Genomic DNA, 15,855 nt, shown 5'->3' on the forward strand with positions numbered 1-15,855 from the left:
ATTTACAACATAAGCAAAGTTTAAAATTTATTTAAATAAAATAACTTCTCCTCGTTTATAACTTATAAGAACCGGCTGTGAAGACAAAAAGGGATAGCCTAAAAGTCCATCATAACTCTCAGGTCTTTTTCTTAAATGAGAAATATCCGAAAAAGAAGTCCTTAAATTTTTATATACATTTTTACCAACTATTAGCTTTTTTAATTCTCCTGTATATATTTCTTTTTTAATGCCTGCGGCTCCTCCAAGCACATCTTTTTGTTTATTTTGCAAAAGATACTCCAAATCATTAAAATAAGTGCTGTCTATCAGGTTCGTCTCTGCTCCGGTATCTATACCCATTTGATATGCTTTATTTCCGATTAAAACTTCAATCATAGGAATATGACCTATCATTTTGCAAGAAAGTTTAGAATTCGTTTTTAACTTATTATTTTTTATAAAATCATCAATATGGTCAGGATTAATGAGTACTAAAGTTTTTTTTGAATAATCTAAAAAGAAATCATATTCTTTTAACATATCATACCCGATTAATCCGTATATGCCGTCCGTTTCTAAAGACTTTTCAAGACTACTCATATCAAGAGTTACCATTTTTTGATTTTTTATTTTGCTGCCGGCAAATTCCAATTCTTTTACCGCAGCTATATCCATATTAGAAATTGAAGTATTGCCGGTAACATCTTGTAAGCTGCCTAACTTTTTTTGGCCTTTATTCAAACCTTCAACATATTTTGAATTCAAAATAGAAAACGGAGCTCCGCTGTCTAAAAAAAATAATCGATTTTCACCATTCAGAAATACTTCAACAAGAGGAATATTTCCTGCAAGAATTATTGGAACGGATATAAGATTAGCTTTATTATACTCTACGGTTCTTTCTTCCGGTGATAAGGTTTTTACCTTTATTTTCATAAGTTCAGCTCCGGTAAGTAAATTATCCTTATTAAAAATAAAGACGGAATCTTTTTTCCCCACTTGTGAATATTCAATCGAATACTCCAAAATCAATTTATCGGCTTCAAGCCGGCTTTCTTTTTTATTATATGAAACTATTGATCCTACAGCCGATACTAATTGCTTAAATATAGCCTCTGCCAAATTACCGCTATGTCCTGCAACTGAAAAATCTTCAGATAAATACGGCAGTATCTTAGTTAAAGATTTTTCATTACAGCAATCCATTGCTATTTGTACAATTTTTTCGCATTCAGCTTCATTTTGTGCAAATACGCTGCTAAAAACAAATAAAAATATTAAGAAAAAGCTTAATATTTTAATTAATTTACATTGACTTCTTTTCATTTTAATACTCCTTAAAATATAAAATTTATTCTGAATTATTGTTTTTATCAATTTTAATTACCGAAATAATCTTTCTTTCTTTTATTTTGCCGGGTAAATTTTTAATATCATAACTAGTTATTTCTCCATTGCCGTTTATCATGTAAACTCTAGGTTTAGAGCCGGCTGTTTTAAAGGATTTTTTTTCTGATGTTGCAAAGAGAAAGCTTACACTCAATACTAATAGACAAGAAAAAACCATAATAATCTTAGACTTCTTTTTTATTCTCATAATAGATAAAACTCTCTTCTCTATTAAACTTTTATTAAAAAAATTACAAACAGGTATAAAAGAGCTCTTTATTTCTTCCATTCTAATTAAAGCATTGGCATATTCTTTTTTTGATTTTCTACCGAAATATTTGATAACCTCTTCATCACAGGATAATTCGATATCTCGGGAAAGCAGAATATACAAAACCCAAACAAAAGGATTAAACCAATGAACTAAAACTGCAACTGTTGCAATTATTTTTATAACAGAATCAAAATTTTTAATATGTACATACTCATGATACAAGATATAACGGATATCTTTATCATTGATTAAATTATAATGTTCAGGAATAATTATAATAGGATTAAAAAGTCCATATGTCAGCGGTATATCTATTTTATCGGATATGAGTATTTTAATTTTTCTTCGTAAAGTATTAAAATTAAGCATAGTCTCAGTTTCTTTCTGAGACAGACTCATAGATGATCTTGATTTAATTATAAAACGAAGATATGAATGTAAAAAAAATAAGGCACAAATAAGAGAACCCGCAATCCAAACCCAAGTAAACCACGGCGGTAAGTTTTTTAAAAAAGGAAAAATCGATTTTTTTTCATAAACCAGTATTTTTAAATCCGAAATATTTAAAACTGAATCATTTTGAACTAAAAGACTAAGAGGTGAAAATACATTTTTATTAAAATTAAAAATAGAATAAATGCTCAACCTAAAAGGAATTGAAAAAGGTAATAAAAGATGAATAATGCTTATAAACCATAAAACTACAAAGGTTCTTTTAGGAATTTTATCCAACATAAATAACCGAATGAGCATAATAACAAAGATTAAAAAAATACCGGTTATGCTTTTTTCCATTAAATTCATATTAATCCTCATCTTCAAAATCTTTAACTATTTGCCGCAATTTATTTATTTGAGCCTTCGACAGTTTTTTTCGGCCCAAAAGTGCCGAAAAAAGTAAATCTGCAGATCCGTCATAAATTTTGTCTATTAAATTTTTTGTCTCAACTTCTTGAACTTTTTGTTTTGAAATCAGAGCCTTACACATAAAATTAGGCTCAACACGCTCAATTGCACCCTTTTTAATACAGCGGTTTATCAAGGTATAGGTAGTATTCACATTCCATCCAATTTCTTCATTCAATATCATAGAAATTTGTTTTGCAGTCATCGCTCCCCTATCCCAAAGAATATTCATCACTTTTAATTCAGAATCAAACAGTTTTATTTCCATATACTACTCCGGTAGTTTCAGTTTATTTTAATAAAAATAATCAAACTTGTCAATACTACTACAGTAGTTTATATAAAAAAATCATATTTTTTTTATATATTTCAGTAAAACACTTGACTGATTTATTCAAGCGTGTTAGAATGAGTTAACTTATTTAAAAGATAAAAGTAAACGAGGGCAGCATGGAAAAAAACGTAAAAAAATTAAACCTTATAAATAACATCTTCTATTATTTGGGTATCTGGTTAAAAACCTTCCCGGCAGGTATCGTCTTTATACTTATTTCTATACCTATCCGCATTTTTATGATTTACCAAACCATCCTTATTCCGAAAGCCATTATACTGGGTATTGAAACGGGGGCAGAAGCTAAGGAAGTTTTACTTTCCATATTGACGGCAGGACTCTTGATAACTGCCTGTAAAGTTATCTTACAGGTACTTGAAACAAAACTGATGGCCCTAGGTTCCCGTCCCTTATTCTATATTTATTCGGTACCTGTAAATAGAAAAATCTTTGAACTTAATTACCAAACCCTAATTTCTCCCGAAATGCAGACAAAGATAACCAAGGTAAAAAACATAGTTATGACGGGAAGCTCAGGCGGGCCCTTTCATTTTTTTGGGCTCAACCTATCCTTTCTTTTAACTGCAATTGCCGGAGCCTTTTTCTTTAGCTCAGGTATCATAAGCATCGACTTAATTCTTCTATTTATAGTTTTGGCTTCAGGGACCGTGAATTTATTGTATGGAATATACACAGGAAAATACACTCACAAAAATATGGAAGAACGCGGTGATGATGAAAAAAAAGAAGGATACATTCTTACAACCGCAGAAGACAGACGTTTTGCAAAAGACATACGCCTTTATAAGATGAAGGATTGGCTGATTGAAAATTTTGAGCACTATCACAGGCGGGTAAAAAAATTTTTAAAAGCAGAATCCAATGTTCAGGCAGGAGGAAAAATCTTAAACGCCTTAATGATTTTTATAAGAGATATTTTTGCATACATTTACCTAATTTACCAATTAAATGCAGGAACCATTGCCGTTTCTCAATTTGTTTTTCTTATCGGCTTGGTCATGGAATTTTCAAAATGGATGGACGCTATTGTTCTTCAAATAAGCAACTTAATTATATTTAACAGCGAATTAAGTCAAATAAGAATTTTTTTAAACACACCTGAAGAAAAAAAAGAAGGAGATTTGACCGCAAACGATACTGCCGAAAAGCCATCGATCGAATTCCAAAATCTTTCCTTTAGGTACTCGGAAAATGCTTCATGGATTTTTAAAGACTTTAATTTAAAAATTAGTCCGGGAGAAAAGTTAGCTCTGGTCGGAATCAATGGAGCAGGAAAAACAACCCTCATGCATCTTTTAATGGGGCTTTTAGAACCGACAGAGGGAAATATTTTAATTGACGGGAAAAAGAGTTCCGATTTTAAAAAGCAGGAATACTATAATTTATTTTCTCCGGTATTTCAGGATATAAATATTTTTCCTGAAAGTTTTGCAGCCAATGTTGCCGGAACGGAAAGTATAGACAAAGAGAAATTAGAAAATGCAGTTGCTTTAAGCGGCTTAAACGAAATGGTTTCTAAACTCCCCAGAGGACTTGAAACTGTTTTAGTAAAGGAAAGTAATGATGAGGCTATCGATTTATCGGGAGGACAAAATCAAAGAATGCTTCTTGCGAGAGCTCTCTATAAAAATGCAAAAATAAATATATTGGACGAACCGACGGCTGCCTTGGATCCGGTTGCAGAAAGTAAAATATATGAAGAATACGACAAAATGAGTAAAGAAAAAACTTCTATTTTTATTTCACACAGATTAGCATCTACAAAATTTTGCGATCGAATTATTTTACTCGAACACGGGAAAATAATAGAAGAAGGTACTCATAATGAGCTTATGAAGCAAAACAAGACATATAAAAGAATGTATGATATTCAAAGTAAGTATTATAAAGAAAATAAAGGAGATGAAAATGAATAGGCTTAAAAGATTTTTTAGAATGTTTTCTTATTTTGAAAAAATAGAAAGAGGTTCAATGTGGAGTAATATCTTTTTTTATATTATAGAAGCCGTAAGGCCCTTGTGTCTCCTATATTTATCCAAGATAATAATTGAATCACTAATCAGCCAAAAATCAATAAATGAAGTTTTAAAATCAACTATTATTCTTTTAACCTCATTTATGCTTTTGTCGATAATTGCAGGAGTTTTAGAAAAACGATTTATGTACCACTTAAAATGTTTTTCTAAAAAGCATACTATGGAAAAAGCTCTTAAAGTTTTAAGATTAAATTTTGAACTTACGGAACAAAACGAATTTCAAAACGAGTTAAATGCGATTAAACAGTTTGAACGCTTTATAGTTTTTTCTAACAGCGATTTTATGAGAAAAACAGGAACCTGTGTGGGAGGTTTTATAGGAGCAGGGACTGCCCTATATTTCTTTATAGGTCTTTTTAACTCCCAAGGATTTATGGGGCTTTCCGCCACATTTATAAATTGCAGCTTTTTAATTCTTTTGATAGCATTTAATGTAATTTCTTTTTATTTATCAAAATATATTTATAAAAAATTTGGAGAACATATTTCAGGCGAAGTCAATAAAAATGCACGCTACCTAAAAACCTATATGAATTTAATTTACGATTATAGGACGGGAAAAGATATCAGATTATACGATAAAGGTTTAGCTGAAAAGTACACGGGAACCTATCTTGCAATGCAAAAAAGTTCTCATGATTTTATGGCAAAGTTTTTTTCGCGCACTATCGGAGCAAGCAAGCTCCTCGAAGGCTCTCTTTTACTTTTAATCTTTTTGTTTGTAGGTTTAAAAGCTATTTATGGTTCCATTGCAGTAAGCGAAGTATTTTTTTACATAGGAGCGATAAATATTTTTTCGGCACAAATATATGAAGCTGTTGACGGATTAACCACCCTTGTTCCTTCAGATAAGTCTCGCGAAAAACTATTAAACTTCCTCGGCATAGACGAAAAAAAGTATTCGGGAACTCTTTCGGTAAAAAAAGATGGACCTTTTATATTTGAATTAAAAGATTTAAGTTTTAAATATCCCGATCAAGACAAATATGCTCTTAAAAATATAAACCTAAAAATAGATGCGAATCAAAAACTTGCAATGGTCGGTAAAAACGGCTCAGGAAAAACAACCCTCATCAAATTACTTGTAAGACTTTACGAGCCGACTGAAGGCGAAATACTTTTAAACGGTGTAAACATAAAAGACTATGACTATGATGAGTACATAGATATTTTCTCGATAGTCTTTCAGGATTTTAAATTATTATCACTTAAATTAGGAGAAAATGTAGCGGCCTCAAGCACATACGATAAAGAAAAAGTTTCCGATTCCCTTTCAAAAACAGGTATGGAAGATTTTTATAAAAAGTACGGAAGCGAAGCATACCTTTATCAAAATTTTGAAACAGAAGGTATTGAGGCTTCAGGAGGCGAAGCTCAAAAAATTGCAATGGCCCGCGCAATTTATCACGGAGGAAAGATTTTTATCTTGGATGAACCGACGGCAGCCCTCGACCCTATTTCGGAAGCTGAAATTTATTCTCATTTTGATACTATAACTTCAAAAAATACTGCCATCTATATTTCGCACCGGCTTTCTTCATGTAAATTCTGTGACCAAATCGCAGTTATGGATGAAGGTAATCTTGTCCAATACGGAAATCATGATGAACTTGTTTCGGATACAACGGGAAAATACTACGAGCTTTGGAATGCACAGGCAAGGCACTATCAAGAGGAAGAAACTTATACGGTATAAATTCCAATAAGGCTATAAGTATTTTTAACCGATAAAATTTTCATTTATCAGATGTGTCTTTAAAAAATATTCTATCTCAATTCGTACACGGGATAAAAAATGCTTATCCAAGATTGTTTCGGACAAAGAATTATAATCAGGAAAATGAAGATATAGATATGGCATAGACAAAAGAAGTTCTTTTATTTCTTCATCGGAAGAATTCAGCTTCCCCGTAAAAATATTTTTAAGTTTAAGGAGTTTTTCTTTTTCGTAAGTTAAAAAATATTTAATTTCTTTTTCTTTGTTTTTATAATCAAAGGCAATAAAATTTATTTTATCATCATTTTTATTTACAAAAAAAGATTTTTCATAACTCGAATAAAAATCATCGATTATTTTTTTTGCCTCATTAAGGTTTATTTTTTTTGAATTTATTTCCAAACCTGATTGTCCTACATCAAAAAAATTTTCTTTAAAAGCAAAAAACTTTTTATAAAGTTCGGCATAATTTTTTAAGTTTGGAGAAGTAAAAACAGAAGCCTCGTCCTTTCCTTTTTCACAAATGAGTTTTTCAGGGAACAAAGATTCTCCCGAATACAGCCCTTTTATTTTAGAAAGATCCGAGAACAAATTTTTAACCTGATAACTCAGCTTTGAATGACTAAAGCCGCATCCCCACGAAAAATCCAATCCCGTATGAAAAATAGGAAGACCGCCAAAGGCTAATCGTTCGGCAACGGCTAAGGCCGAAAGCCCTACCGACCCCATGGCTTCAAGCCTTAAAGGTAAGATATTTTTTTTGTGTAACCCTGAAAAAAAAGAGCCGGCAAGACTGTCTTGAGCTGCATAATCGGTAAAGAAAAAGGCCTTATCTCCGTTTAACGTTGCAAGCAAAGAAGGATTAGCCGTAAGATCGGCAATGATGGGAATGCCCAAATCTGCAATACCGATAAAGGCCTTTTGAATCCAATATTGAGACTCAAGCAAAACAACAGCATCGGGCCTTATTTCGGGATAAAGTCCTGAAAGTGCAGCATCGACTGCAAGAACAAAAAGCCTATCCCTATCTTCTTTTATAAAAGCGATCGAAGAATCAAGGGAAGGACCCGCCCCTACCACAATAATAGGTTTTCTAACCGATTTTTCGATTAAAGAGCCGAAATGAGAATTTGTCTTTACAATAGAATAATAATTTTTAAAAAAATTGCGGGCATAATTTCTGCCGAATTGAATTAAGGTTAATCGGTTAATCCATATTTGCGAAATATATTGAGAAATAAAATCAAAGGCTTGGGAATAAAAGGCTTGATTTAAAGCAGCACCGCCCGAAAAATCAATCCTCACAACACGCCTGATCTTTTTTCCTTTAATAAAATTTTCAAGCCGGCTTAATAAAAGATTTATCGATTCTGTTCTTAAATACAAAAATCTAGTATCTTCTAAAATAGTTTTATCGATCTGTGATGTTGAAAGATTCATCAACTCTTCATCGGCTTCTAAACCGAGAAGAAAAGAATTGTGTGGAAGTTTTTCTAAAAGTTCTTTTAGCCCGTATCCTAAAACAGGCGATACACAAAGCACCAATGTTTCGCTTTGAATTATAATAGAAGATATTAATTGTAGAATATTTTTTTGCGGTGAGCGTTTTGAATATAAGAACTTACCCTTGTATAAAACCGAAAAACCTGAGTCAATCGGAATGAGCTCAGGTTTTTCATTATTTGTAATCATTATTATTTAAATAGGTTCCCAAAATTATCTTGGAATTTAGCATTGGTAAAAATATAATCCATAAAGGTTTTATGAGCAATCGGAAGAGGATAATTCATTCCCTGCATACTCATAATAGCTGCTATGTGATAATAGGGGAACCAAGCTCCTGCCTGATTTTGGTAATCCGTTTTAGTACGATCCATTGTGTAGCTGTCAATTTCTTTTTCTTCTGCAAGAGTTAAAATGGCAACCTCAGAACCGGCAAGAATAGGCTCGGAAATTTCTCCGCTCTTTAAAGCAAAGGCCTTTTTAAAAAAGGCTTCGTTTTTTGAAAGAGCTGCAAAAACACCCTGAGCCGGAAGAGGCGGAAGGGAGCTTGCGTTTCCGTAATTGATTCCAAAAAGATTTGAAGTCTCAACCGTTAAGGTTGTTTCTTTAAAATCTTCAGCAGCTTTTTCAAGCCCTAAAGCTTTTGCATTTTCCGCAAATTTATTTGCAGTTTGGAGCACATAATCTTCGAGCATTCCCTTTTCATTTCGATTCATGTAATTTCGAATATTTGAAATAAGAGACTCACTTTCAAAATCGGGAAGAGAAGGCTCTGCGTTACACCTTACAATTCCGAACATGCCGTTTTGCATAGAAACAACAGGGCTTAAATCTGAAGGCTTCAAAGCTAAAACAGCTTTAAGATGTTCGTTATCGGGGAAATATCTATTTATATCCGTTCGATAATTTGAAGTAATCTTTCCGCTTTCATCTGTCAAGGTTTTTGTTGCATTTAAAATAACGGCATCCTCAAAACTTACTTCTCCGCTTTTAAGAGAGGCAAGCATCTTCTTTGCTTCTTCTTCGGTGGGATAGCTTAACAAGGATAGATCATAGCTTGTAAAAAGATCGCTGTGTTCTTTTCCGTATTTTACGATTTCGGAAGAAGGATAGAGGCTCAAATTAAAAACGACATATTTAAAGCTTCTTTCTTTCTTTGCCATATCGACAATAAAATCGGTTTCGTTTGAAGATGTTTTAAGACCGTAGCTATTTCCATTTCCGAATAAATCTTCAATATATCTGTTATCCTTAATATATTTTTCGATTTCTTTTCTATATGTAACTCTGGTAGTTTCGGGAGTCTGCCGGTACCTTGTTTCGGAATAAACTCCGTTTTCATCCAAATAATAGTTTATTAGATCCTTATTAACTCGGAACTGAGGAACACGGTATCCGGCATTTATAACCTCATCTTCCATAGCTACTTGCACAACGGCAGCTCTAAAAGCCAAATATGAGAGCTGCTGCCAGAAAAATTCCCTCATTTGAGCATCTTCCGGCTCGATTTTTTGCCTCTCAACGTAATTAGCCAAAAAGTGATATTGGTCAACGAAGGGAGAAGACGGACCGTTATCGATTCTTACATTACCCCATTTCCCGACTACAGTAAATCCTTGAGAAGCGCGGTCTGTTACCATAGGAGCCACAACAAATGCGATTACACCCAAAACAAAAACTATAATGCCTCCTATGGAAGCAGCAACTTTTTTTGAACTAGCCATATAAACCTCTAAAAATGTAAATTTAGACTTAAAGCAGAATAGTACCACTTATACAGCCCCTTTGTCAATACATCAGGCATTGGGGCAAAAAAAAACGGAACCGATATAAACCGATTCCGTTTTGAGCTATTCAGGATTCGAACCTGAGACCCACGCCTTAAAAGGGCGTTGCTCTACCTACTGAGCTAATAGCCCATTTTGCATTTGCAACAGGGGCTATAATATCACAGGTTAAAATAAATGTCAATACTAAATTGGTCAAAAAAAGCATATTTTTGGAAATTTTTAGCTCCAAGACTCAAATTTCAGTTATAATTTAAAACAATTTTTATCTGAATATAAAGGTTCCCTGTAACATTTACCAGCTTCCGGAAGCACCTCCGCCCCCAAAACTGCCTCCTCCGCCGGAATATCCGCCGCCTTCTCCGGAACCTGAAAATTTAAACACAGTTCTTGAAGTAAATAAATTCGTCGCTAATTCATGACCGGTAAAACCTTGTAAAGTTACTAAGCGGAACAAAATCCAAAAAAAGCATGGAATCAGCCTGCAAATGATGAACCAAATCACAAGCATAAGCAAGAGTCCAATAATGATGGTAAGACCATCAAGATCTTCATCGGAGGAACCGATGTCGGATAAAATGTTTTCATCCTGTAATGCATGTCCTGCGATAGCCTTTACACCTAGGAATATTCCGGTACCGAAATTTTTAGATTTAAATTCCGGTGCAATTATATTGCGTATGATACGTCCGGCAGCAGCATCCGTAAGATTTGCTTCAAGCCCGTACCCTACTTCAATGCGCATTTTTCGGTCATTCACGGCAACAAGGAGCAAAACACCGGAGTCTTTTTCTTTGGAACCCAACTGCCAAGTTTCTGCAACACGCAAGGAGTATTCTTCAAGATTTTCTCCTTCAAGAGAGGGAATGGTAAGCACAACAATTTGTACATCCGATTTTTTTTCAATTCCAAAAAGAAAGTTCTCTATTTCAGCCTTTTTATCATACGATAGAACTCCGGCTAAATCGTTTACCGGCCCTTTGAGATTGGGCACAGCAAGGCTAAAAGCCTTAAACAAGGTCAAAAACAAAAAACAAAGGATAAAGAGATTTTTAATATTTTTTTTCATTTACTTCTCCAAGACAACAAGCCCGTCAGGGTATTCATTAGGATTTCCTTCCGTTTTAGGAAAATGTTTTGAAAGAATATTTCCGCATTCTTCCACAGCAGAACAAAGACTTTTTGCAGTCTGCTTCAATTTTAAACCTTCGGTTATTGTTTTACAAATACCGTTCCATTTACCTTGCTCAACTTTTTCGGCAATACCGGAATCGGCAATAATAAAAACCTTTCTTTCAAGGATGGAAACAAAGATCAAAATACCTGTTCTTTCAGCTGTCTTGTAGATTCCGCATTCTACAAAATGCCTTAAAGCACGCGCATACACTCTTGCTTCTTTTATTTTTTTTGGAATTATTAATCTGTCGAGCGCAGGAATATTTATCAGCAAAAAGAAAAGAAGCATTATAATCCAAACACTAAATCCGATTACCGCTGTAAGCATCTTAGGCGAAGGATACCATAATTTTGTTTGAAGAAGCCGCCAGATACCGTCTCCAAAATAAAGCATGATAAAAAAAGAAATAAAGGCGAGGCACAGTGCTGCAAACATTTCTACAAAGGAGTAGGAATCGCTTTGCGGAATAACGGCCAAGGCAATTTCTCCGTTTGTTGTTTTTTCAGCTTCTGCAACGGCATTTTTAATCAAATCCAAATCTTCATTCTTAATGTGTATTTTACTTAATATTCGGTTATTTTCCATAAAGCTATCTCCAACATTTATTATACCACTTTTATACGAAAATCGCAAGTTAAAACTTCCGTTTAAATACTGTATCTTAATCGCTTACTTGCGAAATTATCTGCGATATGCTAAAATACCGATTGTTTAGAAATAGTATAATAAGGAAGAATAAATGCTTTTAACGATAAGTGCTGAAGGAAGTAACTTGAATATTTTAAGTTTTTTGCTGCACAAGCATCCCGATAAATTACAGACAGCAGAATTATCGGTAGGAAAGGCCCATGTCTTTTATCCCGAATACTCGAAAGAAAAAACTACGGCAGCCCTGCTTTTGGAAATTGATCCTGTCGGCATGGTACGCAATGCAAAAAATTTTACGGGCAAGGATTTTTTACTTGGTCAATATGTAAATGACCGCCCCTATGTTGCATCCTCCTTTATGAGCTCTGCAATTTCAAAGGTCTTTTCAAGTGCCCTAAACGGAAACTGCAAGGAACATCCGGAATATGTTGATGAGGCACTTTCATTGACTGTCAAGATTTCAGTTCTTCCCGCTCCGCGAGGCGGAGAGATGTTGATTAAAAACATTTTTGAACCTCTTGGCTACAGTGTCGAAGCCGAGCGTCATATTCTCGATACAAAATTTACCGAATGGGGATACGGAAAATATTTTACACTCACATTAAAAAATAAATTACCTCTTAAAGATTTGCTTTCTCATCTTTATGTTTTAATTCCCGTATTGGATAACGAAAAGCATTATTTTATTACGCAGGATGAGGTCGATAAATTATTGCAAAAAGGAAGGGGCTGACTTGAAAATCATCCTTCTAAAGATTTAATAGTTTCACGCTATTTGATAAACATAAAATCTCTTGTGCGCTCAGCCTTTGATACGCTGGCTGAAGATACGGCGCAATCCGAAACCGAAGAAGAATCCGATTCTCCTCTTCAAAAAGAAAAAAAGGAAAGGCTCCACGATCAAAGACTGAATGCCGTTGCCGAAAAATTAAAAGAGAGCGGAGCGGCAAGCGTAATCGATCTAGGCTGCGGAGACGGCAAACTGATACGCCTTCTTTTAAAAGAAAAACAATTTGAAAAAATTGCCGGTATGGATGTTTCATATTCCGAATTGACAAAATGCAAGGAAAGACTCCATTGGGAGGATATGCCGCCTAAACAAAAAGAAAGGCTTAATTTATTTCAAAGCTCATTGATGTACAGGGACAAAAGATTTTCGGGTTTTGATGCTGCCGCTGTTGTTGAAGTAATAGAACACCTCGATGAAAACAGACTGCCTGCTTTTGAAAAATCCGTCTTTAAATTTGCAAAGCCAAATACGATTGTTCTTACTACACCGAACAGTGAGTACAATGTGCAATACGAAAATTTAGCAAACGGAAAAATGCGCCATACGGATCACCGTTTTGAATGGACCCGCAAGGAATTTGAAACATGGGCAAAAAGAGTTGCCGATGAAAATAATTATTCGGTTGAGTTTTTTCCGGTAGGTGAAGAAGAAAAAAATATAGGAGCTCCGTCGCAGATGGCGGTATTTAAATATGCAGATTAATATACCAAAGACCTCATTGGTTTTACTCGTCGGAGTTTCGGGCTCCGGTAAAAGCAGCTTTGCACAAAAGCATTTTGAAAAATACGAAATTATTTCTTCCGATGTTTGCCGCGGTATAGTTTCAAACGATGAAAATAATCAATCAGCCACAAACGATGCTTTTGAAGTTTTTAACTTTATTCTTTCAAAGCGGCTGCAAAACGGATTACTCACGGTTGCAGATGCAACAAATATTCAGCAAGAAGCAAGAAAAAAACTTCTCGACATAGCCCGCTCCTTTCATATTCTTCCTGTTGCAATTGTTTTTGATTTACCTCAAGAACTTTGCGAAAAAAGAAACGAAGCAAGAACGGACAGAAATATTTCTACCAGAGTTTTAAGACGGCACATGCAGGACTTAAAACATTCGTTAAAGAATTTAAAAAAAGAAGGTTTTAAAAAACTTTATATTTTACGATCTGAAGAAGAAGTAAATTCCGTTACCGAAATTGTCCGTGAAAAACTTTATAACGATAAAACCGATATGCACGGCCCTTTCGATATTATCGGCGATGTGCACGGCTGTTATGACGAGCTTCTGGAACTTTTGCAAAAACTAAATTACAAAATAGATTCGGCAGCCGATGACGGAAAAAATTACGGCTTGCAGGTAAGCCATCCAGAAAACCGCATGGCCGTTTTTTTAGGAGACCTCGTAGACAGGGGCCCGGCTTCACCTAAAGTTTTAAAACTTGTTATGAGTATGGTGCGGAACGGTTCCGCCCTCTGCGTTCCCGGCAATCACGATATGAAGCTTCACAAAAAACTAAACGGAAAGGCAGTACAGGAAAAACACGGACTTGCCGAAACTCTTGCACAGCTTGAAACAGAATCCGAAGAATTTAAAAACGATCTAAAAGAATTTTTATACGGCCTTGTAAGTCACTATGTTTTGGATTCCGGAAAACTTGTCGTCGCTCACGCAGGGCTTAAAGAAGAAATGCACGGCCGAGGATCGGGAGCCGTTCGCTCTTTTTGTTTATATGGAGAAACAACCGGCGAAACGGACGAGTTCGGTTTACCTGTAAGATATAATTGGGCTTCGGAATACCGCGGCAGGGCAAAGGTAGTTTACGGGCACACACCTGTGCCGGCTTCGGAATGGCTTAATAACACGATTGACATAGATACCGGCTGTGTTTTCGGAGGAACCTTGACTGCATTACGTTATCCCGAAGAGGAGCTTGTATCGGTTCGGGCAAAAAAAATTTATACAGAGCCGGTGCGCCCTATCGAGCCCAAACTTTCATTTTCATTGCAGCATGAAAACGATGATCTCCTCGATATTGAAGACGTAACAGGAAGACGAATTATTCAAACCCGCTTAAAAAACAATATCCTAATCCGCGAAGAGCAGTCCATTGCAGCCCTAGAAGCAGTCAGCCGTTTTGCGGTAAATCCCAAATGGCTAATCTATCTTCCGCCCACAATGTCGCCTTCCGAAACAAGCAGACTTGAAAATTTTTTGGAGCACCCTATCGAAGCTATCGATTATTACAAAAGCCGCGGATTAAAAAAAATTATCTTGGAAGAAAAGCACATGGGCTCAAGGGCCGTGCTTATTATTTGCAAGGACATTCAAACTGCGGAAAAAAGATTCGGAATTACAACTGAAGGCTTCGGTATTTGTTATACCAGAACAGGAAGAAACTTTTTTAACGATTCAAAAATAGAAAAAGAATTTTTGACAAAGGTTCAAAGAGCCTTAACGCTTTCAAACTTTTGGGAAAAGCACAGCACCAATTGGGTCTGCCTCGATGCGGAACTCATGCCGTGGTCTGTAAAGGCTCAAAGTCTTATCCATGATCAATATGCGGCAACAGGTTCCTCTGCAATAAATTCCCTTTCGGAAGCGGAAAAAATTTTAACTCTTACAAAAATGCGCGGAGTTGAAGGAGTAGAAAATTTATCGGCCGCCTTTACTCAAAAGAAAATCGCTGTTGAAAAATTTATTGACTCTTACCGCAATTATTGTTGGGAAGTAAAAAGCATAGATGATTATCAACTCGCACCCTTCCACATTTTGGCAACGGAAGACTTTGTGCACACCGATAAAAATCACGAATGGCACATGGAAAACATAAAAGAAATCTGTCTTGCCGATAAAACGCTTTTTAAAATTACACCCTATAAAATAGTTAATGTAGAAAATGAAGATGAAATAAAAGATGCGGTAAATTGGTGGCTCTCTCTTACACGGGCCGGCGGAGAAGGAATGGTAATAAAGCCCTTCGATTTTGTTTTTTATGCAGAAAAGCACGGCCTCGTTCAACCAGGCGTTAAATGTCGCGGAAAAGAATACTTGCGTATTATTTACGGCCCGGAATATTGCGAAAAAGAAAATTTAGACCGCTTAAAGAAAAGAGGTTTGGCAAAAAAAAGAGCTCTGGCCTTACAGGAATTCGCCCTCGGCATAGAAGCTCTTGAACGATTTGTAAAAAAAGAACCTTTAAGACGGGTTCACGAAAGTGCATTTGCAGTTCTAGCCCTCGAAAGCGAAGCTGTCGATCCGCGGTTGTAATTATAAGATTGCCAAATTTTTATTTTTCT

General features: G+C 35.1%; 12 protein-coding genes and 1 tRNA gene. 5 read left to right on the forward strand and 8 right to left on the reverse strand.

Features of this window, described 5'->3' with window-relative positions:
- Nucleotides 1–27 precede the first annotated feature (27 nt).
- From E4O07_RS09550 to E4O07_RS09560, 3 genes are read right to left on the reverse strand one after another with little or no spacing between them, the layout of a single operon-like run.
- On the reverse strand, nucleotides 28–1,308 hold the full coding sequence (locus tag E4O07_RS09550; RefSeq protein ID WP_253685220.1) for an aspartyl protease family protein: 1,281 nt from the start codon (nucleotides 1,306–1,308) through the stop codon (nucleotides 28–30).
- 25 nt (nucleotides 1,309–1,333) lie between these two features.
- Complete coding sequence (locus E4O07_RS09555) at nucleotides 1,334–2,449, reverse strand: M56 family metallopeptidase (RefSeq protein WP_253685222.1); 1,116 nt, start codon at nucleotides 2,447–2,449, stop codon at nucleotides 1,334–1,336.
- Nucleotide 2,450: 1 nt separating this feature from the next.
- On the reverse strand, nucleotides 2,451–2,819 hold the full coding sequence (locus tag E4O07_RS09560) for a BlaI/MecI/CopY family transcriptional regulator (RefSeq protein WP_253685224.1): 369 nt from the start codon (nucleotides 2,817–2,819) through the stop codon (nucleotides 2,451–2,453).
- A gap of 182 nt (nucleotides 2,820–3,001) precedes the next feature.
- Between E4O07_RS09560 and E4O07_RS09565 the strand changes: the two genes are divergently transcribed.
- Together E4O07_RS09565 and E4O07_RS09570 are read left to right on the forward strand one after the other, a co-directional pair.
- Entirely contained in the window at nucleotides 3,002–4,822 is a 1,821-nt protein-coding gene (locus E4O07_RS09565; RefSeq protein ID WP_253685226.1) for an ABC transporter ATP-binding protein, read from the forward strand.
- Nucleotides 4,815–6,638: an ABC transporter ATP-binding protein gene (locus E4O07_RS09570; protein WP_253685228.1), complete on the forward strand. Its 1,824-nt coding sequence runs from the start codon at nucleotides 4,815–4,817 to the stop codon at nucleotides 6,636–6,638. Before E4O07_RS09565 ends, E4O07_RS09570 begins: the two co-directional genes overlap by 8 nt.
- Nucleotides 6,639–6,662: 24 nt before the next feature.
- On the opposite strand, the gene E4O07_RS09575 is transcribed toward E4O07_RS09570, so the two are convergent.
- The 5 genes from E4O07_RS09575 to E4O07_RS09595 form a co-directional block, all read right to left on the reverse strand.
- Nucleotides 6,663–8,351 (reverse strand): motility associated factor glycosyltransferase family protein, encoded by a 1,689-nt coding sequence (locus tag E4O07_RS09575; RefSeq protein ID WP_253685230.1) that lies wholly within the window; start codon nucleotides 8,349–8,351, stop codon nucleotides 6,663–6,665.
- Nucleotides 8,352–8,353: 2 nt separating this feature from the next.
- The gene (locus E4O07_RS09580; protein WP_253685232.1) at nucleotides 8,354–9,886 is read right to left on the reverse strand and encodes a peptidylprolyl isomerase; all 1,533 of its coding nucleotides are present in this window, start codon (nucleotides 9,884–9,886) and stop codon (nucleotides 8,354–8,356) included.
- A gap of 122 nt (nucleotides 9,887–10,008) precedes the next feature.
- Nucleotides 10,009–10,081: transfer RNA gene (locus E4O07_RS09585), tRNA-Lys, on the reverse strand.
- A gap of 163 nt (nucleotides 10,082–10,244) precedes the next feature.
- The gene (locus E4O07_RS09590) at nucleotides 10,245–11,018 is read right to left on the reverse strand and encodes a TPM domain-containing protein (RefSeq protein WP_253685234.1); all 774 of its coding nucleotides are present in this window, start codon (nucleotides 11,016–11,018) and stop codon (nucleotides 10,245–10,247) included.
- Entirely contained in the window at nucleotides 11,019–11,711 is a 693-nt protein-coding gene (locus tag E4O07_RS09595; RefSeq protein WP_253685236.1) for a TPM domain-containing protein, read from the reverse strand.
- A 154-nt stretch (nucleotides 11,712–11,865) separates the two neighbouring features.
- Here E4O07_RS09595 and E4O07_RS09600 point away from each other — a divergent pair, with 154 nt between their 5' ends.
- From E4O07_RS09600 to E4O07_RS09610, 3 genes are read left to right on the forward strand one after another with little or no spacing between them, the layout of a single operon-like run.
- Nucleotides 11,866–12,507, forward strand: a complete 642-nt coding sequence (locus tag E4O07_RS09600) for a hypothetical protein (RefSeq protein WP_253685238.1) — start codon at nucleotides 11,866–11,868, stop codon at nucleotides 12,505–12,507.
- Nucleotides 12,508–12,549: 42 nt separating this feature from the next.
- Nucleotides 12,550–13,266 (forward strand): methyltransferase domain-containing protein, encoded by a 717-nt coding sequence (locus E4O07_RS09605; protein WP_253685240.1) that lies wholly within the window; start codon nucleotides 12,550–12,552, stop codon nucleotides 13,264–13,266.
- Nucleotides 13,256–15,826, forward strand: a complete 2,571-nt coding sequence (locus E4O07_RS09610) for a polynucleotide kinase-phosphatase (RefSeq protein ID WP_253685242.1) — start codon at nucleotides 13,256–13,258, stop codon at nucleotides 15,824–15,826. The genes E4O07_RS09605 and E4O07_RS09610 overlap by 11 nt, the downstream gene beginning before the upstream one ends.
- Nucleotides 15,827–15,855: the final 29 nt, after the last annotated feature.

Source organism: Treponema sp. OMZ 798 (assembly GCF_024181385.1).
Classification (GTDB): Bacteria; Spirochaetota; Spirochaetia; order Treponematales; family Treponemataceae; genus Treponema_B.

Excerpts from the sequence above, each read along its gene's own strand:
- E4O07_RS09550 (WP_253685220.1), bottom strand. The coding sequence starts at position 1,308 with ATGAAAAGAAGTCAATGTAAATTAATTAAAATATTAAGCTTTTTCTTA.
- E4O07_RS09555 (WP_253685222.1), bottom strand. The coding sequence starts at position 2,449 with ATGAATTTAATGGAAAAAAGCATAACCGGTATTTTTTTAATCTTTGTT.
- E4O07_RS09560 (WP_253685224.1), bottom strand. The coding sequence starts at position 2,819 with ATGGAAATAAAACTGTTTGATTCTGAATTAAAAGTGATGAATATTCTT.
- E4O07_RS09565 (WP_253685226.1), top strand. The coding sequence starts at position 3,002 with ATGGAAAAAAACGTAAAAAAATTAAACCTTATAAATAACATCTTCTAT.
- E4O07_RS09570 (WP_253685228.1), top strand. The coding sequence starts at position 4,815 with ATGAATAGGCTTAAAAGATTTTTTAGAATGTTTTCTTATTTTGAAAAA.
- E4O07_RS09575 (WP_253685230.1), bottom strand. The coding sequence starts at position 8,351 with ATGATTACAAATAATGAAAAACCTGAGCTCATTCCGATTGACTCAGGT.
- E4O07_RS09580 (WP_253685232.1), bottom strand. The coding sequence starts at position 9,886 with ATGGCTAGTTCAAAAAAAGTTGCTGCTTCCATAGGAGGCATTATAGTT.
- E4O07_RS09590 (WP_253685234.1), bottom strand. The coding sequence starts at position 11,018 with ATGAAAAAAAATATTAAAAATCTCTTTATCCTTTGTTTTTTGTTTTTG.
- E4O07_RS09595 (WP_253685236.1), bottom strand. The coding sequence starts at position 11,711 with ATGGAAAATAACCGAATATTAAGTAAAATACACATTAAGAATGAAGAT.
- E4O07_RS09600 (WP_253685238.1), top strand. The coding sequence starts at position 11,866 with ATGCTTTTAACGATAAGTGCTGAAGGAAGTAACTTGAATATTTTAAGT.
- E4O07_RS09610 (WP_253685242.1), top strand. The coding sequence starts at position 13,256 with ATGCAGATTAATATACCAAAGACCTCATTGGTTTTACTCGTCGGAGTT.